The 19,042-nt window shown below is 51.7% G+C and carries 16 protein-coding genes; 11 read left to right on the forward strand and 5 right to left on the reverse strand.

The features are described from left to right. Positions 1–6: 6 nt before the first annotated feature. The 9 genes from ligA (at position 7) to ACJJH9_RS06325 (ending at position 10,682) form a co-directional block, all read left to right on the forward strand. Positions 7–2,058 carry an NAD-dependent DNA ligase LigA gene (ligA, locus tag ACJJH9_RS06285; protein WP_444924661.1) on the forward strand — a complete coding sequence of 684 codons (2,052 nt, stop codon included), beginning with the start codon at positions 7–9 and terminating at the stop codon, positions 2,056–2,058. Between the two features lie 211 nt (positions 2,059–2,269). Continuing rightward, positions 2,270–2,704 carry a hypothetical protein gene (locus ACJJH9_RS06290; protein WP_152456343.1) on the forward strand — a complete coding sequence of 145 codons (435 nt, stop codon included), beginning with the start codon at positions 2,270–2,272 and terminating at the stop codon, positions 2,702–2,704. Positions 2,705–2,997: 293 nt separating this feature from the next. Then, a complete protein-coding gene (locus ACJJH9_RS06295) occupies positions 2,998–3,444 on the forward strand; it encodes a DUF4399 domain-containing protein (protein WP_444885444.1) in 447 nt (148 codons plus the stop codon). Between the two features lie 58 nt (positions 3,445–3,502). Next, positions 3,503–4,891 carry a class II fumarate hydratase gene (locus ACJJH9_RS06300; protein WP_444924662.1) on the forward strand — a complete coding sequence of 463 codons (1,389 nt, stop codon included), beginning with the start codon at positions 3,503–3,505 and terminating at the stop codon, positions 4,889–4,891. Between the two features lie 339 nt (positions 4,892–5,230). Next, the gene (locus tag ACJJH9_RS06305; protein WP_252085344.1) at positions 5,231–5,431 is read left to right on the forward strand and encodes a hypothetical protein; all 201 of its coding nucleotides are present in this window, start codon (positions 5,231–5,233) and stop codon (positions 5,429–5,431) included. 4 nt (positions 5,432–5,435) lie between these two features. Continuing rightward, entirely contained in the window at positions 5,436–6,506 is a 1,071-nt protein-coding gene (locus tag ACJJH9_RS06310; protein ID WP_252085345.1) for an AraC family transcriptional regulator, read from the forward strand. 176 nt (positions 6,507–6,682) lie between these two features. Then, positions 6,683–8,476: an acyl-CoA dehydrogenase C-terminal domain-containing protein gene (locus ACJJH9_RS06315; RefSeq protein ID WP_252085346.1), complete on the forward strand. Its 1,794-nt coding sequence runs from the start codon at positions 6,683–6,685 to the stop codon at positions 8,474–8,476. 83 nt (positions 8,477–8,559) lie between these two features. Continuing rightward, positions 8,560–8,907, forward strand: coding sequence for an SCP2 sterol-binding domain-containing protein (locus tag ACJJH9_RS06320; RefSeq protein WP_252085347.1), 348 nt, complete (start codon positions 8,560–8,562; stop codon positions 8,905–8,907). A 140-nt stretch (positions 8,908–9,047) separates the two neighbouring features. Further along, positions 9,048–10,682 (forward strand): AMP-binding protein, encoded by a 1,635-nt coding sequence (locus ACJJH9_RS06325; protein WP_444898585.1) that lies wholly within the window; start codon positions 9,048–9,050, stop codon positions 10,680–10,682. Between the two features lie 584 nt (positions 10,683–11,266). Here ACJJH9_RS06325 and ACJJH9_RS06330 read toward each other — a convergent pair. From ACJJH9_RS06330 to ACJJH9_RS06340, 3 genes are all read right to left on the reverse strand, one after another. Further along, the gene (locus ACJJH9_RS06330; protein WP_444924663.1) at positions 11,267–13,030 is read right to left on the reverse strand and encodes a M28 family metallopeptidase; all 1,764 of its coding nucleotides are present in this window, start codon (positions 13,028–13,030) and stop codon (positions 11,267–11,269) included. Between the two features lie 179 nt (positions 13,031–13,209). Next, entirely contained in the window at positions 13,210–14,412 is a 1,203-nt protein-coding gene (locus ACJJH9_RS06335) for a phosphatidylinositol-specific phospholipase C domain-containing protein (RefSeq protein ID WP_444885440.1), read from the reverse strand. Further along, entirely contained in the window at positions 14,312–14,749 is a 438-nt protein-coding gene (locus ACJJH9_RS06340) for a hypothetical protein (RefSeq protein WP_444924664.1), read from the reverse strand. The genes ACJJH9_RS06335 and ACJJH9_RS06340 overlap by 101 nt, the downstream gene beginning before the upstream one ends. 468 nt (positions 14,750–15,217) lie before the next feature. Here ACJJH9_RS06340 and ACJJH9_RS06345 point away from each other — a divergent pair, with 468 nt between their 5' ends. Next, the gene (locus ACJJH9_RS06345; RefSeq protein WP_444924665.1) at positions 15,218–16,114 is read left to right on the forward strand and encodes a hypothetical protein; all 897 of its coding nucleotides are present in this window, start codon (positions 15,218–15,220) and stop codon (positions 16,112–16,114) included. A gap of 72 nt (positions 16,115–16,186) precedes the next feature. Here the strand turns inward: ACJJH9_RS06345 and ACJJH9_RS06350 are convergent, their stop codons facing one another. Next, positions 16,187–17,311, reverse strand: coding sequence for a M14 family metallopeptidase (locus tag ACJJH9_RS06350; protein ID WP_444898580.1), 1,125 nt, complete (start codon positions 17,309–17,311; stop codon positions 16,187–16,189). Between the two features lie 499 nt (positions 17,312–17,810). Between ACJJH9_RS06350 and ACJJH9_RS06355 the strand changes: the two genes are divergently transcribed. Then, a complete protein-coding gene (locus tag ACJJH9_RS06355) occupies positions 17,811–18,293 on the forward strand; it encodes a hypothetical protein (RefSeq protein WP_444924666.1) in 483 nt (160 codons plus the stop codon). An 85-nt stretch (positions 18,294–18,378) separates the two neighbouring features. On the opposite strand, the gene ACJJH9_RS06360 is transcribed toward ACJJH9_RS06355, so the two are convergent. Continuing rightward, the gene (locus ACJJH9_RS06360; RefSeq protein WP_252085353.1) at positions 18,379–19,011 is read right to left on the reverse strand and encodes a LysE family translocator; all 633 of its coding nucleotides are present in this window, start codon (positions 19,009–19,011) and stop codon (positions 18,379–18,381) included. Between the last annotated feature and the right edge of the window lie 31 nt (positions 19,012–19,042).

Genomic DNA, 19,042 nt, shown 5'->3' on the forward strand with positions numbered 1-19,042 from the left:
CTGTCGATGACCAAACAATCCATACCCCAGTCAATACGCGAGCGAGTAGAGGCTTTGCACGAGCTGCTCCTAAAAGCTAATTATCAATATTATGTGCTGGATAATCCGGAATTACCGGATGTGGAGTACGATCGCCGCCTAAGAGAGTTGCAGGATATAGAGCAACAATACCCAGAGTTGCTGAGCCCGGATTCGCCTACCCAACGGGTCGGCGCAGAGCCGCTATCCTCCTTTTCGGAAGTGCGCCACGAAGTGCCCATGCTTTCTCTGGATAATGCCTTTAGCGACGAGGAGCTGCTGGAATTTGATCGTCGGGTGAGAGACCGCCTGAATAGCAAGGGCGCAATCGAATATGCCTGTGAGCCCAAGCTGGATGGTATCGCTATCAGTCTGCTCTATCGCAATGGCATTTTGGAGCGTGCGGCGACCCGTGGTGATGGCACAACTGGCGAAGATATAACGCAGAATGTACGCACTGTGGGCTCGGTGCCACTGCGTTTGCGTCAAGAGACGGGGGTCACAGCGTATCCGGCAGTGCTGGAGGTGCGCGGTGAAATCTATATGCCCAAGGCGGGCTTTGCCGAGTTAAATCGCAAGGCTGCCGCCGCGGGCGAGAAGCTGTTCGTCAATCCTCGCAATGCGGCGGCGGGCAGTCTTAGACAGCTCGATTCCCGCATTACCGCGCAGCGCCCGCTTGAGCTTTGTGTCTATGGTACTGGGCTGGTCGAGGGGGCCTCTCTGCCGGAAGAGCATCTGGCAACGCTCGAGTTGCTGGGGCAGTGGGGATTTCGGGTGAATAGCGAAATGCGTTTGGCGGTGGATATTCAGGCCTGCATCGAATACCACCGCGAGCTCGGCGATAAACGCGAGGGCTTACCCTACGATATCGATGGCATTGTGTTTAAGGTCAATAGTATCCCTCTGCAGCGCCGTTTGGGCTTTGTTGCCCGGGCGCCGCGCTGGGCCATGGCCTATAAATTTCCCGCTCAAGAAGAAATGACCGAGCTTCTGGATGTGGAGTTCCAGGTGGGGCGCACTGGGGCAGTGACCCCAGTGGCGCGCCTTAAGCCGGTGTTTGTGGGCGGGGTAACCGTTTCCAATGCGACTTTGCACAATCGCGATGAAATCCAGCGCCTCGGTGTGATGATCGGCGATACCGTGGTAATTCGCCGTGCTGGGGATGTGATTCCCCAGGTGGTTTCGGTTGTGGAGAGTAAGCGCCCGAAAGATGCCCGTGTAATTGAATTTCCAGCGCACTGCCCGGTGTGTAATTCGCCGGTAGAATCCACTCCCGGGGAAGCCGTTGCCCGTTGCAGTGGTGGTTTGATTTGTAGCGCTCAGCGTAAGCAGGCGATCAAACACTTCGCTTCTCGCAAGGCGATGGATATCGATGGCCTGGGGGACAAATTGGTGGAGCAGTTGGTGGATGAGGGGCTGCTACACTCGGTTTCCGGCCTCTACCACCTCGATCTCGAGCAGGTTGCCGGGCTCGAGCGCATGGGACAGAAATCTGCACAAAATCTACTCGATGCCTTGGAGCGCAGCAAAGATACAACCCTGCCCAAATTCCTTTATGCCCTGGGTATTCGCGAGGTGGGAGAGGCGACTGCACGCAACCTAGCTCGCCATTTCGGCTCCCTGGAGGTATTGATGGCGGCCAGTGAAGAGGCACTACAGGAGGTGGAAGATGTGGGACCTGTTGTTGCCCATTTTGTTGCCGAGTTCTTCCAGCAATCCCACGCCCAGGAGGAGATCGAAGCCTTGCGCCAGGCGGGTGTGCACTGGGTGGTGGAAGAAGTCGCAGCCGAGGAGCAACCCCTAGCGGGCCAGACCTGGGTGCTGACTGGAAAATTGGAAACGCTGTCACGCAGCGAGGCCAAGGATTACCTGCAACGTCTTGGTGCCAAGGTGGCTGGTAGTGTCTCTGCAAAAACGCACCGTGTAGTGGCGGGCCCCGGTGCCGGTTCAAAATTGAACAAGGCACGGGAGCTGGACATTCCGGTGATGGATGAAGAGGGTCTGATGGATATGTTGCGCCAACGGGGATTTGAAATTTAATCTGTCGCTGCGGGCACTGTGAATTGGTGCTCGCGCTTCTCGTTAAATCTCACAAATTATTTATAAATAAATCGGCGATGGTCATGGTAATGCCAATGATCACCTGTGGAGTTATGGCTTTCTGGCCGCTTCGCCGTTAAAGTGCATCTCCTAGATCTTTTTTGCCCTGGGTACCTGATGTCCGGTGGCGCTGCGGTAAGGAAAGGAATTAATGCTTCAGGGCGATCAGGAATCCATAGTCTACGGTTGTATCAAAGACAGCAATAGCCTTGCCGGAGGTAGCGAACGCCGTCGTATTAACCGCAATGCAGTACTCGCTCTGCCCAGTGCCGACGAGTGGCCCTTTCTCTGTCGCGATATGTTTTCTATTCCCACCATTAAAATGAAGCAATCCCAATACCAAACGGATGTGATCCACTTTGGAGCCTCCTATCGTGCGGTAGAGTATGAATGGGATATGTGGATTCAGAAGTTTGAGGAATTGCTGAGAAGCATGTACTGGGTGTCCGCCACTGTACACTTGGAAACCGAGCTTTCCGGAGTGCACTCCTTTAGTTGGGAGGCTGCTGGCCTCTATCATGAACCCGGTAGTGGCGACATGCAGGTACGCTGTGAATGGACTCAGGAGGGGCGGGTGAGTGTTTAACTTGGCAAGCTCACTCCGCGCCTCAATCCCCGGTATCCTAGGTCTTTTCTTTTAGCTCTTAATACTCCTTCTCTCAGAGACTTCCTCTGCCTAAGGCTTTTCGCGAGGCCTCAGTCACAGATTTTGGCGCTAGCCTTCGGTTCGGCAACTATATTCCCTGGAACCCCCTTTCAGTGGGACTTTGGTCTGGTAAAGTGCTGTTTGCCATCCCACCGCAGAATGTGGGGTTGGTGGGCTGTTCAGCCAGATGATAAGAATTGGCGCCGTAGGCGCCTTATCAGGAAGCAAAGATTATGATCAAAGTGAACTCTCTACTTTTCGCCAGTGCCTTGATGTTGTCGCCGCTGTTACAAGCTGCGGAACACGGCAGCAAGACCGAAGCTGCGGAAAAAGCCCCGCAGCAAACCAAGCTCTATATTATCTCCCCGAAAGATGGCGAGAAGGTGCCACAGACTTTCACTGTAAAATTTGGCCTGTCTGGCATGGGTGTGGCTCCGGCGGGTGTAGAGCGTGAAAATACCGGCCACCACCACCTGCTGATTGATGTGGATGATATGCCGGACCTGAGTAAGCCCCTGCCCGCGACTGAAAATATCATTCACTTTGGTGGTGGTCAGACAGAGACACAAGTCACCTTGCCGCCCGGTAAACATACGCTACAACTGGTGCTGGGCAACTATATGCATGTGCCTCACAAGAATCCGGTGGTATCGAAAAAGATTACCGTTGTAGTCGAGTAGATCCCGGCCAATTCCACATTTCTGAACGGTGCACAGGAGTGCACCCTGAGGGACACAAATGGGCGATAAATTCCGCATTGAAAAGGACAGTCTCGGCGAGATCCAAGTGCCGCAGGAGGCGCTGTACGGAGCACAGACCCAGCGTGCCGTAGAGAACTTCCCTGTCAGTGGCAAGCCCCTACCCGCTGAATTTCTCCGGGCCATAGTGCTGATTAAAAAGTCTGCTGCCGAGGCCAACAGGGATCTGGGCTTGCTGGATAAGGCGAGGGCGAAAGCGATTATCGACGCCTGTGATCGACTTGGCGATGAGGAGTTTGCGCGCCATTTTCCTGTGGATATTTACCAAACCGGTTCCGGCACCAGTTCAAATATGAATGTGAACGAGGTGTTGGCGCACCTCGCTGCAGAGGGCAATGGCTTGTCTATTAGCCCCAATGATCATGTCAATATGAGTCAAAGCAGTAATGACGTGATTCCCACGGCGATACATGTATCGGCTCTGCTGGCAGTGCGCGACAAGCTGCTGCCAGCGTTGCGTAATCTTCATACCGGGATATGCAATAAGAGCGTCGAGCTGGAGAGCGTGGTCAAGACAGGCCGAACCCATCTGATGGATGCTGTTCCTATCACTATGGCGCAGGAGCTGAGTGGTTGGGCGGCACAGGTGGAAGCTGGTAGAGAGCGCATCCGTGGCTGTATGCCGCGCCTGGCACAGTTGGCCCAAGGCGGCACGGCGGTGGGTACTGGTCTCAATGCCCACGCTGACTTTGCCGAGCTTTTTGCGCAAAAGTTGAGTGCACACACTTCTCAGCAATTCCGCCCAGCGGAGAATTTTTTTGAGGCGATTTCCAGCCAGGATACTTCAGTGGAGCTGTCTGGGCAGCTCAAGGTTTTGGCTGTATCCATGATGAAGATTGCCAATGACTTGCGTTGGATGAACAGTGGTCCCTTGGCAGGTCTCAAGGAGATTGAGCTCAAAGCCCTGCAGCCGGGCAGTAGTATTATGCCCGGCAAGGTGAACCCGGTAATTGCTGAGTCTGCTGCAATGGTGGCGGCAAGGGTGATGGGTAACGATGCAACCATCACAGTGGCCGGACAAAGTGGCAATTTCCAGTTAAATGTAATGCTGCCCCTCGTGGCCAGCACATTGTTGGAGAGCGTTCACTTGCTCGCCAATGCCGCACAGTTGCTGGCGGATCGGGCTATCGCAAGCTTTACCGTGAATCGCGCCCATATTGACGAAACCCTGGGGCGGAACCCTATCTTGGTTACCGCCCTGAATCCGGTCATCGGGTATCTGAAGGCCGCTGAAATTGCTAAAGCTGCCTATAAAAGTGGTCGTCCGGTGATGGATGTGGCGCTGGAGATGACGGATTTGGATCGTAAAACTCTTGAGGGACTGCTGGACCCGGCGCATCTGGTGAAGGGAGGACTGGTGGGGGAGTAGTGACTCTTTAAATAGGGGGGGTTAGGCGAAGACCGCGATGCCCAGCATTATCAGGGTGACAATCAGTGTCATAAGTATCATCCAGCGGAAGAGGCGCAGCAGGGTAGCCTGATCTTCGGGTTCCAGCATTCTTCTGGGCATTTGCGCCTCCTGCGGCGTTGACAGATACCTGCCGATCCCTCACGATTCGACGCCGCGTCGGTAGCCGGGAAACATTTGATTAATTTCACAATGTTTCATGGGGGCTTTTTGCAGGCTCTTAGGTGCCGACAATACAATGGTAGCGCCACAAGAAGTGGCTATCTCACCTGTTTTAAAAATCAATGTATCCAGATCACCATGGCCAATAAAAGTCGCCGCTCCTTTATTACCAGCGTGCTCGCCTGTGTCGCATTTGTTGCGGCGGCGATCTTTAGCTGGGACCTGCCTGTCAAGGATGTCCTTTATTACCTGGTTCTTTTACTGTTAGCGCTGTTTGTCATTATTGCAGCTGCGTTGGGTTTTGGGGCCGTATTGAGCTGGTTACGCAGGCGAAAGTAGACAGATGGCGGCATCAGAAGAGGATATTCGTATACCCATTGCCTACCTGGAGCGATTGCTAGAGGAGGCGATACGCCACGGCTGCGACAAAGCCGAACTGCTCGAGTCGGTCGGTATTGATGAGCATGAGCTGGAGGGTGTGGCGGCATTTTCCGCGATAAAATACGGCCGTCTTTACCAGCGGGTTATGTGGCTGGCCCAAAATGAATGGTTTGGCATGCTCAGTGGCGGGCGAGTGCGTTCGGGCTCTTTCCGTTTGCTGTGTATGGCGGTGGTCAATTGTGCCACTCTGCGCCAGGCAATTACGCTCTGTGCCGAGTTTATGGAGATCTGTCGCGGATTTAAGGTGAAGCCGGAGCTGCAGGATGGAGAAAATGGCCGCGTGCGGGTAGAAATCCACGGTATCAGCTCCCTGGAAAAAGGGGAATTTGATCGGCTGTTGGCCGCCACTAGCCCCAGTGTGGTGCGCACTACCTTGGCAGTTTGGCACCGTTTCTACTGCTGGTTGGCAGGGCGTGAAATCCCGCTGGCACGTTTGCATTTTTCTTTCTCCTGTCCGGAAGAGTTTCGCAGCTTGGCTCAGAGCGAAGCGGGCGAACTGTCTTTTGAGCAGCCATTCAATGCCCTCGAGTACGATGCACGTTATCTCGATTACCCGGTGGTGCAGAGCCCCCAGATGGTGGAGGATTTTATCCGCACCGCGCCTTATCATCTGGTGATTAGCGACGGCAGTGCCAACAGCATCAAAACCAAGGTTAAAACCATCCTCAACAGGGATGTCAGCGAATCCATGCCCGCCGCCGAAGCTGTGGCAGAGCGGCTCAATATGTCGGTGACTACTTTGCGCCGCCGCCTGCAGCAAGAGGGTACTTCTTATCAGAAATTGAAAGATGAGTGCCGTATGGAAGCGGCATTCCACTACCTGAGTTGCCCGGATCTCTCCAATGGACAGATTGCCGAGATGCTCGGGTTTGATGAATCCAGTGCTTTTTTCCGCGCCTTTAAGAAGTGGACTGGGATCACGCCAGGCGAATACCGCCGCGGGGGCCGAGCCGCAGCTGGCCTGGATATTTGACTGGCCTGGTCACATTTTTTCGAATTCCCGCCTCGATTTGTCACCGCTTTGGACGGATTTCGCCATAGAGAGGGTTGTAGCCTTACTACTATGATGAACCAATCTTATTAATTAGTCACAAATATGACCGGGCAGTTTCTGGCTGGTCTTAACATAACCGAATTGAGGGTATCAGGATGACCGATATCAAAGTGCCACTGCGTGAAATGCGTTTCGTAATGCGCGAGATGCTGGACTCAGATAAGCATTACGAGTCTCTGGGTTTTGAGGAGGCCACTCCTGATGTCGTGGATGCCATCCTGGAAGAGGGTGCTAAGTTCTGTGAAAACGTACTGGCTCCGCTGAATCAGATCGGCGACCAACAGGGCTGTACCTGGAAAGACGGTGAAGTCACCACTCCAGAAGGCTTTAAAGAGGCCTATCAGCAGTTTGTAGAAGCCGGCTGGCCGGCGCTGCCCCACGACCCCGAATACGGCGGTCAGGGCCTGCCGCCCTCTCTGGGCACCATCATGAGCGAAATGGTGGGTATTGCTAACTGGTCTTGGGGTATGTACCCCGGTCTTTCCCACGGTGCCATGAACACCCTGGAAGAGCACGGTACCGACGAACAGAAGGCGGTTTATCTGACCAAGCTGGTTGAAGGCAGCTGGACCGGCACCATGTGTCTGACCGAGCCTCACTGTGGTACCGACCTGGGTATCCTGCGCACCAAGGCTGAGCCCAACGACGACGGTTCTTACGCGATTACCGGTACCAAGATCTTTATCTCCGCCGGTGAGCACGACATGACCGACAACATCGTGCATATCGTGCTGGCACGCCTCCCAGATGCGCCGGCTGGCACCAAGGGGATCTCCCTGTTCATCGTGCCCAAGTTTATGCCTAACGCTGATGGCTCTATCGGTGAACGCAACGGTGTTGTATGTGGTTCTCTGGAACACAAGATGGGTATTCACGGTAATGCCACCGCAGTACTGAACTTCGACGGAGCTAAAGGCTTCCTGATTGGCGAGCCCAACAAAGGTCTGAACTACATGTTCACCTTTATGAATACTGCTCGTCTGGGTACCGCTTTGCAGGGCCTTGCCCACTCCGAGATCGGCTTCCAGAAGTCCTTGGCTTACGCTAAAGATCGCCTGCAAATGCGCTCCCTGTCTGGCGTGAAGAACCCAGAGGGTCCCGCTGACCCAATTATCGTGCACCCTGATGTACGTCGCATGCTGATGACCCAAAAGGCCATCTCTGAAGGCAGCCGTATGTTGGTTGTTACCTGTGCGCAACTGGTTGACATCACTCATAAAGGTGATGAGGAAGCGAAGAAAGAAGCGGAAGATCTGCTGGCTTTCCTAACGCCGATCGCTAAAGCATTCATTACCGAAGCCGGTCTTGAGTCTGCCAACCTGGGCCTGCAGTGCTTCGGTGGCCACGGCTACATCGCCGAGTGGGGCATGGAGCAGAATGTACGCGATGCGCGTATCTCCACCATCTACGAAGGTACCACTGGTGTTCAAGCACTTGACCTGCTGGGCCGTAAGGTATTGATGAGTCAGGGTGAGCTGCTGCGCCACTTCACCAAGAAAGTGCACAAGTTCTGCCAGGCGGAAATTGATAATGAAGCGCTTGCGCCTTTTGTTACCAAGCTGCAAGAGCTGAACAAGCAGTGGGGCGACCTGACTCTGCACGTAGGCGGTAAGGCCATGGAGAATGCGGATGAAGTTGGTGCGGCTTCCGTGGATTACCTGATGTTCTCCGGCTACACAGTGCTGGGTTATCTGTGGGCGCGTGCTGCTAAAGTAGCTAACGAAAAGTTAGCTGAAGGCACTGCTGAAGTAGATTTCTATCAAGCCAAGCTGAAGACTGCCCGTTTCTATTTCGAGCGCATCCTTCCGCGTACCTCCAGCCATGCTGAAACCATGCTGAGCGGTGCGGCCAACCTGATGGATCTGGACGCAGAACATTTCGCGTTCTAAATCCAACCTCAATAAAAAACCGTCGGTCTTCACCGGCGGTTTTTTTTACCGGCGCCGAAGTGGCCAATGACGGAGATATTCCGATGCAATTGCCGGATTCAGTTCAGGAGCGCCTGCGGCGCATAGCTTGTTTGCACCCACTTGCTCGGGTACAGTTCCGCCTGCCGGATGCCTGTGACTTTTATGTTTACGTAAAAGGAGCTCCGAATGATCTCGAAGTGGTTTCTGAGTTCGGGCAAACGGAAGAACCGGCGCTAATATTGGAAATGGCTAATCACACTTTGAATGCGATTTTGGCTGGCCATTTAAACGCTAGACATGCTTTTTTGTTGGGAGATGTCCAATACTCTGGAGATAGAGAATTGGCCGCTGCGTTGGCAGGTTTGTTTCCTGCGCAGGGTAAAGAGGACGATGGGTTTGGAGAGGCATGAATAAGCCTCTTTTTTATTGTCTCGCAACATACTACAAACAATAAATAAATTCTCGCTGGCTCCGAAAAATGGCAGGTTTCGTCTATAAGGGCGAGAGATGTGAGCAAGCGATAACAACAATCAGGAATGGGAGAAGAGAGTTGGACATTGATCGCGGCATTCTCGATGTATTTAAAGGCGCTTGCGCCAAATTTGGTGACCGACCGGCTTTCACCTGCCTGGGGCGAACTCTAACTGTCGGTGATATCGACACCTTGAGCGCGAAGTTCGCATCTTATTTGCAAAATCACACCAATTTGAAGCCCGGTGATCGCATCGCTATCCAGCTGCCCAATGTACTGCAGTACCCTGTAGTTGTATTTGGTGCTTTGCGAGCTGGACTTGTGGTCGTCAATACCAATCCGCTGTATACCCAGCGTGAATTAAAGCACCAGTTGAATGACTCCGGTGCCAAAGCATTGGTTGTACTGGCGAATATCGCTGATACCGCTTCGGCTGTTGTTGCTGAAACCAGTGTTGAGAAAGTGATCGTTACTGAGATCGCAGACCTGCACAGCCCTTTAAAGCGGGTTCTGATCAACGGCGTTGCCAAGCACATCAAAAAAATGGTGCCGGAATTCTCTTTTGCCCAGCAGGTAAATTTCCGTGAGGTACTGGCTCTCGGTGCACAGAAGGGCAGTGAGGATGTTGAGCGCGCACCAGAAGATATCGCCGTGTTGCAATACACCGGTGGCACCACCGGTGTTGCCAAGGGTGCGATGCTGACCAACCGCAACCTGGTTGCCAATATGCAGCAGGTTCTTGAAGCGTTTGGTAGTGGTATGAAAGAGGGGGAGGAGTTCTATATTGCGCCGCTGCCGCTCTACCATATTTACGCTTTCACCATCCATTGCATGTGCCTGTTCTCCACCGGCAACCACTCTCTGCTGATTCCAAACCCGCGCGATATTCCCGGCTTTGTGAAAACCCTGAAAGGGCAGCGCTTTACCGGCTTTGTTGGCCTGAACACCCTGTTTAACGGCTTGATGCTGAATAAAGATTTTGCCGAATTGGATTTCAGCAAACTGCACTCCACGGCTTCTGGTGGTATGGCTCTGACCAGAGACACTGCCAAGCGCTGGGAAGATATGACCGGCTGTGTGGTTATGGAAGGCTACGGTATGACCGAGACTTCTCCGGTTGTTTCTTTTAACCCCACCGAGGGCGTACAGCTGGGTACTGTGGGTATCCCGGTTCCGGGAACTGAAGTTAAAGTCGTGGATGAAAATGGCAACGATCTGCCGAATAACTCTCCCGGTGAGCTCTGTGTGCGTGGTCCCCAGGTAATGAAGGGATACTGGCAGCGCCCAGAAGCTACTGCTGATACCCTCGATAGTGAAGGTTGGTTGAACACCGGTGATATGGCGGTGATCCAGGATGATGGATACATCAAGATTGTGGATCGCAAGAAGGACATGATTATTGTGTCTGGCTTCAACGTATATCCCAACGAAATTGAAGATATCGTCAGTGCCCATCCAAAAGTGACCGAAGCCGCTGCAATTGGTATTCCCGATGAAAAAAGTGGTGAACAGGTGAAGCTTTTTGTTATCAAGGCTGACCCGTCTTTGACTGAGAAAGAAGTTATCGCTTTCTGTCGAGAGAATATGACGGCATACAAGGTGCCGAGAAAGGTTGAGTTCCGTGAAGATTTGCCAAAGACTAATGTCGGTAAAATCCTGCGTCGTGAACTGCGCGATGAAGAACTGAAGAAAAAGGATGCTATCGGCGCTTAGTTATAAGTTTATCCGGCAATTAATTGGCGGATAACTGCGACACAAGGATGTGTCGCCAACGATAGCCGCTTCCTAAATCCTGCCCCCTAGTAAGCCTGTTTAAATCTGCCATTCTCCGCTGGTCACAATTGTTTCAATATATCTTGAGTTGCGATTAGAACACTTAAGTGCACTTTGAAAAAGTGCTCGGATCTTTCCGCTGTTAATGCTTTCGTGGCCAACTTTTTTTATTGTTAATTTCCTTATCTTTTTTTTGGGAAAACCTAGTGAAGTTAAAGTGGCCATTTATTAGTAGGTAGCTCTCGCCCCGATGTGGTGTAGAAAAATTCAGGCCTTATGGAAGGGGGCTCTCTATAACGCGTGACAATTATCTAGGATTTGCTTGGGTATTTTTATCTTGTGTAGGGGGAGTTTAGCTTTTGTCCGATTGCCATGCCTCGCGATTAAAGTGACGGCAGGTGCTGCAAAGCTGAATGAATCAATTTCCAAAGAGTTTATAGTGGTGGCAAGGTCGATGAGGAGGATATGGACTCTACGGCAGTAGTACTGATGGTATCACTGCCGTAGAGTGGCTGGAGAGAGGGTTACTTACGGGCTTCGGCACTCGCATCGCGAATTGCGCGGAACTCGTTGCCCTCATACCAGTTGGGCCAATCGCGGCTGTTGGCCAGTTTCAGACCTAGTTTTAGGCCAAGCTGCAGGTCCATTGCCGAACCCTTCAGGTTCCAAGAGGGGTCGTATTCATCGCCAGGCTTGTGGTAATGCTGGCTAACATACTCAGCACCCTTTGCCTGGGCCCACTCGCGGCCATGCTCAAAGTTGTCGCTGCCGGAGTCGAAATACAGCATGGGCACGCCTTTCTTCGCCAGGCTGAAATGATCTGAACGATAGAAGTAGCCGCGCTCCGGGTGCTCTTCCGGGGCTAAATAGCGGCCTTGTCCTTTGGCAGATACCTCCAGCATTTGCTCCAGCTCACTGCTGCCATAACCGATTACAGTAATGTCGCGGGCTGGGCCCAATACGTTCATGGCATCAAAGTTAATGCCTGCAACGGTTTTCTCCAAAGGAGCGACAGGTTTTTCGGCGTAGTACTTGGAGCCGAGCAGGCCTGACTCTTCTGCCGTTACGGCAACGAACAGCAGTGAGCGCTCTGGGCGATCCAGCTTCACCGCCTCAGCGGCCATAGCGATTAAACCAGCGGTACCGGTGGCATTATCGACGGCCCCGTTAAAGATCTGGTCTTCACCATCTGCATTTTTGTTAACGCCCAGGTGGTCCCAGTGCGCGGTGTAGACAATCACCTCGTCGGGGTGCTTGTTGCCCGAAAGCTTGGCAACCACGTTGCGAGAATTAGACTTCTTCAGGCTGTTTTTCAGTTGTACGCTGGCGGTTATCCCCAGAGCCTTGGGTTTGAAGCCCTGAGTTTTGGCTGCGTCCATTTCCTTTTGCAGATCGAGGCCGGCGGAGCGGAATAGCGTATTGGCGGCTTGATTGGTCATCCAAGCTTCAATAGCAACCCGGTCTGCATTCTTATTTTCGGCTTCGAGGCTGACTTGCGCACCGGACCAGGAGCCACTAACCACTTCCCATGGATAGCCCGCAGCACCTGTCTCATGAATGATAATCGCACCGTCAGCTCCTTGGCGGGCGGCTTCCTCGAACTTGTAGCTCCAGCGGCCGTAATAGGTCATGGCATTGCCATTGAACAAGGCCTTGTCCTGGGTCGCGTAACCGGGGTCATTCACCAAAATAACCGCAGTCTTGCCTTTCATATCCAATCCGGCGTAATCGTTCCAGTTATTCTCTGGAGCGACAATGCCGTAGCCCACAAATACCAACTCGCTGTTCTCCAGGGAGGAGCCTGCGGTCTGTCTTTGGGAGAAGGCCACCATATCGTCTATTGGTTGCAGGTTTTGCTCGAAACCATCGCCCTTGAATGTCAGGGGAGTGGTTTCAATTTCCATTTCCACGATAGGGACTTGCTGGAACCAGCTGGGTTTGCCGGCCGCATCCATTGCCCCAGGCTCCAGGCCCAGCGCCTTGAATTGCTCTGCCAGGTAATTCACGGTGAGTTCTTCACCCTTGGTAGCGGGAGCGCGCCCTTCAAACTTGTCGGAAGCAAGGATCGCAATGTGTTTGTGCAGGTCTGCAGCTATGGCATCGATCTGAGCCTGTTCGGCTTCACCGAGAGATAACTTGGCACCGTCAGCATGGTGGTGTTCAGCATGGGCTGCGTTGTGATTAGCCTCCGGCTTGGCCGCTTCAGTGGTGCTTTTGCCACAAGCGGTTAGTGCGCTGCCAACGGCAATGGTCAAACCGAGGCGACGCCAAAGAGTAGGGATTCGCATAATTATGTCCTGTGAGTCTTGCTCAGACACGGATTATGCACGATATAGAGCAAACTAACGACAATTCTTCGGTAGTCGGCTAGTCAAGCAGGCTGGTACCGCTGGAAGAGAAAAGGGAGAGCCCGCGCATACTAACGCGGGCTCTAAAGGATGTTTGTAAGTGAAGAGTTGGGCTGGGATTACTCGCTGCGCAGCCACTGGCCTTCAGTGGATTGGTCTTGATAGTTAATCCAGACCTTGTCGTAGCCCGTGGCTTCCTTCGCTGCTTTTAGGGCTTGGTTGTCTTTGCTGTTGGTGGGTACCTCAAAGACGTACTGGCTGCCAAGGGCTTGGCAGTTGGCGCTACCGTAAGCCCAGGGTCCGGTAGAGGCAGTGGCGACCCAGCTACCGTCGGTTACATTCTTGCAGGCGAAGCTGTATTGATTGCTGCAGTTGGCATCATTCCAACGCCCGTTGCCCCACTGCATTGCACAGTCTTCATTGTTGAGGTTATTGGGTTCGTTCTGATCCCAGGACCAGATTGCGGCGGCGATACGGCCGTCACTAGTATTCATATTGTCCAGGTTGATAATGTTATGCCCCTGGGCAAAGCCATTGCGTACATCGTTAGCGGTGATCCTCTCAATACCGCCATTGAAGATTTCTCCAATGGTGCCGATAGTGGTGCTGTCTTCCCAGACGCGACCAATCTCACCGAGGCCGGTAAATGCCATATTCTTCATGCTGTTATTACCCGAGCATCCGCCATCTTTCCATACGACAACCTGTTTTCCGGCAGCCAGTACCTGATTCTTGGTCAAGGTGCTTGGAATACTCTGGCAGCCGCCGCTGTAGTAGATTCTATTGCCAAAGCGGCTGGTAATCTGGTCGTAAAGATCCTGGTGGCGTCCGTCGGAGTGGTCTTCGATGTATAGGATAATAACCTCATCCTGGTTGGCGCTGTCCTCAAGCCAGGCTTTCACCTCATTAAAGCCCTCGGTAGCATACTTGTCGTTCAGGCTGCACAGCCCATGGCAAAGCAGCAAGCGTTTGGGGTAGGAGAAGAGGTTCTCCATTTTTGCTGTCCAGTGGACGTCCAGTTCAATAAATCTTGCTCCCATTCGCAGTTGATCCTTAATGGAGTATTCCTGCTGGGGGTCGAGATAGCGGCAACCAACGGAGAAATTACAGGCTCGATAGACCTCTGAGTTGTAAGTGTTGTGGGTACCGAGAATATTATTCTCACTCATTGGGGTGTGGTTATCGATTTTACGTTGCAGGTCCAGGGCTCTGCCTGTCCAGCTATTTTGAAAGTCGGAAACTGTGTCTGCCCATAGTGGTGAACAGATAAGCAGCGACAAAACGGCTGTAATCTGGATTGATTGCATGATATTGAGTTTCATTATTATTCTCCGGGGGCTTTCTGGATGGATAGCCTTTTCGTTCGTTTGGGGTTTTAAGATAAAGAGAAAGATTTTTTAATCTTTTTTGCTCAATTATTTTGCGGAACCCTATTGGTACCTTTTTATTGTTTTCTTTTTTTACTATGGGCGGATTTTTCTGTCTAGAGAAAGTGGTGTGATTTAGCAGCTTTTGGGATATTGGTTTGGTTTTGTTGGGATTGCTTGGATAGAAAGTTCCAATATCCCATTGATAATGTTCTGTAGTGACCAGGCATTCCATTTTTGCGGGGTTTTTTAATACAAAAATACTCCAGTTAAGGGTCGCTATTGATGCCATAGGGCAAAGTTGTTGGCATGATAAACCCCTTATGCCCACTTGCCTCGGAAGCTGTGTGATGGGTTGGTGGGTCTTTTTTCTTTTTGGCTATTGCCATAAGCCATAGATGTTTGATCTGAACATTTTTCTCCTTTTGCTTTAGGAAGGGGTGGGAACTCAGGGTTTGAAGTTGCGATACTATTTCATCCAATTTTAAGTGGATTTATGGGGTGCCAATATTGGGCTATTCTGAATTGATAAAATCTATATTTTTTTAAATTTTATATTGCTCTTTGGTCGCCCTCCAAGATAGCAGTGCTTGCATATGATTAGTTGCTTTTGGGGGTGTTCTGCAAAGTGTACATCGGTTTGACTTGAGTTTAAGTGATTTCAGCTTTTATGCTTTTTTGTGTTCTTGTAAATGAGGTATAAAATTTTATGTGTTACAAGAGGGAAAAGTATATTGCTCTCCAATTTAATGTGGAATAATTGCTGGTGCTAAAAATGATAAAAATAAAGTGTTTGTTGATAAGTTTATTCTTTGGTTTTTCTGTTGCTGTCAATGCGTATCAGTCAGCGTATTGTGCCGATCCCATCCTGGAAGTAGATTTTGATGGAGTTGTGATTGCTGGTTCCAAGCAGAGACTAGTGAATGTTGCCCTCAGTGGGGAGCCGATGCGGGTGGGTTGGGATTTGGATTTCGATGGAGATAAACAATCAGATCTCACGCATTGGTCAGATGCACAATTTACCAGTGTGGTATCGGGAGAGGTGGCGACCAAGGTCCAGTCTGTACACCGACAAATTCCCAGACTTGAGGATGGAAAAATAGAGCTTTCCACAGATTTTGGGCAGTGGCATGGTCTGCTGGATAGTCGTGGGATTCTACTCGGGCGTTTTGAGCACTCCAAAAGAATAAATGAAGATCGCGTCCATTCAATCTGGTGCTTTACCGAGCCCACTCGTAAAACCTGGCAAATGGTGTTTCAACATGATCGCGCCGGTAACACTATCGAAGGTAAAAAGTCCCAGTTAGTGGATGCTGTGGAAGGAGGGTGGGCGATACGGCTTGGTAGGCTAGATTTGACAAAGGAAAAATTAGAAAAAGAAATTGCTGCAAACAAAGTAGCGGAACTAGTACCTATCTCAGTGCAAATTTCACCTGAGGGAGAAGTCATTGCGCAATTACCGCAAACTTTTCTTCCAAAGCATTTCCTGGATTCCAGTATCAACCAATATGCAAATAGTAAGGTTCTTTGGGGGGCTAAAGTTAGTACTGCAGGTGAGCTTGATTTAATTTGGGAGGATTTACACAGCGGGCAGATCTCTCGTCAACGGCGCAGCCAGATGGGGCTGGCCTGGTTTGTTGAGCGACCTGTAAAGTGAATTGCTGATAGGCTCAGTTTTATTTCGGAGAATGCCCCGGCTTATTGGGCCGGGGCTCAAGCTGATTTGAAATTACTTCAGGATTTTTAGGGTCTCGCGTATTGGGAACAAAATATCGCGGGCTAATTGCTGGCTGCGGGCTGGGGACCACCCCTCTACAGGGTCAGGCAGGTTGTCGTTATCCTTAAATGGCATTTCCAGGGTCAATGCCAGAGTGCGGAACTGATGACCGGCCCAGGCGGTGCCAATGGTAAGGTTGGCTTCGCCAGGTTTGTCCAGCTCATAACCGTGCTCGGTTTGAAAGTCGGGGCTGATAGCCTCGTAGGCCTGTTTAAAGGTTTCTTCCAGTTTTGCGTGGCGCTCGTCATAGCCGGGAATACCTTCACAGGCAGCAACGAAGTTATAGGGAAGTGCTTCGTCTCCATGAATATCTAAGAAGATATCCCCGCCGATTTCCAACATCTTTTCCCGAACGAGGAATACTTCCGGGCTGCGATCCATGGTGGGATTGAGCCACTCGCGATTCAGGTTGGCACCAGCGGCATTGGTGCGCAGGTGGCCGCGAACGCTGCCGTCGGGGTTCATATTGGGGACTACGTAGAAAACGGTATCTGCCAGCAGTTTCTGGGCTTGAGGGTTGGCATCATCCAACAGCGCCTCAAGGAAGCCCTCTACAAACCACTCCGCCATGGTTTCTCCGGGGTGCTGGCGTGCAATCATCCATACCCGATGCTTGGCGGTTTCGGCATCTCCGATAGTGAGCATGGTCATATCACGTTGGTCGAGGGTTTTGCCAAGGGTTTGGATTTTTACCCGCTCATTGCTCTGAGCCCAGGCCAGCAGATCCAGGTGGCGCTCCCAGGAGTAAGGTGCGAAGTAAGCCAGGTAAATACTGGGCTCATCCAGGGTTACGGTAAAGTCGAGAGTCTTGCCATCGTAATTGGCGCCGATGCGGAACCAATTCTGACGGTCATAGGAGGCGCACACCCGATAGTTTTCCCAGCCTTCCGGGTAGGCGGATTTACCTGCATTGACAATACTCAGTGGATAGCTTGCGCCCACCTCACCTTCTAGTCGAAAGTGAAACCACTGGTAGAAATCGGAGTTATTATCCTGGCGTATAGCCAGCTGAATAGGGCTGCTTTCAGCGTTGATCACTTCGATATTGCCGCTGTCAAAGGCACTGGTTATGTACATGTAGTGAGCTCCACTCTTGTTGTTGGGCGCAGGATACAGCTCTGGAGGGATTTTTTCAGGGGGAGAGTGGGGGATTTCGCCACTTGAGGGTGCAATTTTGCGCTTTCTGAAATTAAAAAAGCACGGTACCGAATTCGATACCGTGCTTTAGCCATTCCATGGCGGCACCCGCTACGACTACTGCTCCCTGAAATTTCCGGTGTCGGACCCCTGGCGACTGCTCACTGCCCGGCCTGATCACAAGTGCGTCAATCCACACTGTCAGAAATCGACTACATCTCCTTAACATCCCGCAACAAGTGCTGGTTAAAGTTTAGGCAGTTCGATTGGGCAATTGTTGTACGTTGGTGCAGATAGGCGTAAATTTGCTTATCTTTCACCCCGTCGATAATGAGTTGATTGAGAGCTGTAGGGGAGAAACACGAAAGCTTGGCGGAGCCCATTACAGGGGAAGTATCCGCCTGGACAATATTATCAAAGTTAATAATAGAGGTAGGCCATGAATAGAAATCTAAAGCGTGGCATTGTATTCAGCGGTTTGCTGACCGTGGTGATCAATATGAGTGCTTGTGGTTACTTCCTGTATCCTGAGCGCAAAGGGCAGAGTGGTGGACGGGTTGACCCGGCTGTATTGATACTAGATGGGGCCGCACTGTTATTTGGCATCATCCCCGGTATTGTGGCTTTTGCGGTAGATATCACCAATGGCACCATTTATTTACCGCCGGGGAGTAGCTCTGTAATCGACCGTCACGTCAGTAGCCTGGATGGAGGCGAAGTGCGTCAGGTAATAGACGAAGAGGGGCAGGCCTGGCTTGAGATGCCGATAGAAACTTTCACCTCGCAAGAGAAGACCCTGCAAAGCCTGGGGGAAACCTTATCTGATGTCACCGAAAGCCAGATCGATGCCAGTGATATCGTTTGGCTAGAGGATTCCGCAGCCTTGCGGGCTGCAACTGCCACCCAGACCGCATCGCGCTAAATTTTTTCGCTTTCTTTCCTTCATTTATGGGGACTACAAGTTGGTACTTGTAGTCCCTTTTTCCTGCGTCTCAATGAGCGCTGGTTCAATACAGACCTTCTAGCGCCAAAGGAACCACGCTGGCTGCCAGTAAAAGGCCCATGGTGATATTAAACAGTCTCAGGTGGTTGGGTTTGGTCAGAAAGCGCTTTAGCCCTATACCAAAGAACAGCCAAACAGCGACACAGGGACCGCCTATGGCTATAAAGGCTAGGGCGATCTGCAATATGTCTTTCCACACTTCGCCATTTGGGCTTGTGAATGCTGCTAGGGCACCTATGGCCATAATCCAGCCTTTGGGGTTGACCCACTGAAAGGCGATGGCCTGAAAAAATGAAAAGGGGTGGCGATCGCTGGCGGAGTCTATCTCGCGTGTTGAAGCGATCAGCCAGGCCAGATATAGCAGATAGCCAATGCCTACCCAGCGGATAATCTCGTGAAGTACTGGAAATTGGCTGAAGACCGAGCCGAGGCCCAACCCTACAGCAATGACCATTGCGGGAAACCCAAGCCAGATACCCAGCAGGTGTGGTAAGGAGCGGCTGGCGCCGTGATTTAATCCAGAGGACATGATCATTAAGTTATTGGGGCCAGGGGTGATACTGGTGGAAAAGACAAAAAGGGCAATGGGTAACAGCGTTTCTATCAAGGGGGCCTCAGGGTCCATTGTGGGCATCATGCTAAGATGCAGGCAAAACCAGAGAAGCACA

It is taken from the genome of Microbulbifer mixtoriginis (SeqCode) (assembly GCF_052466715.1).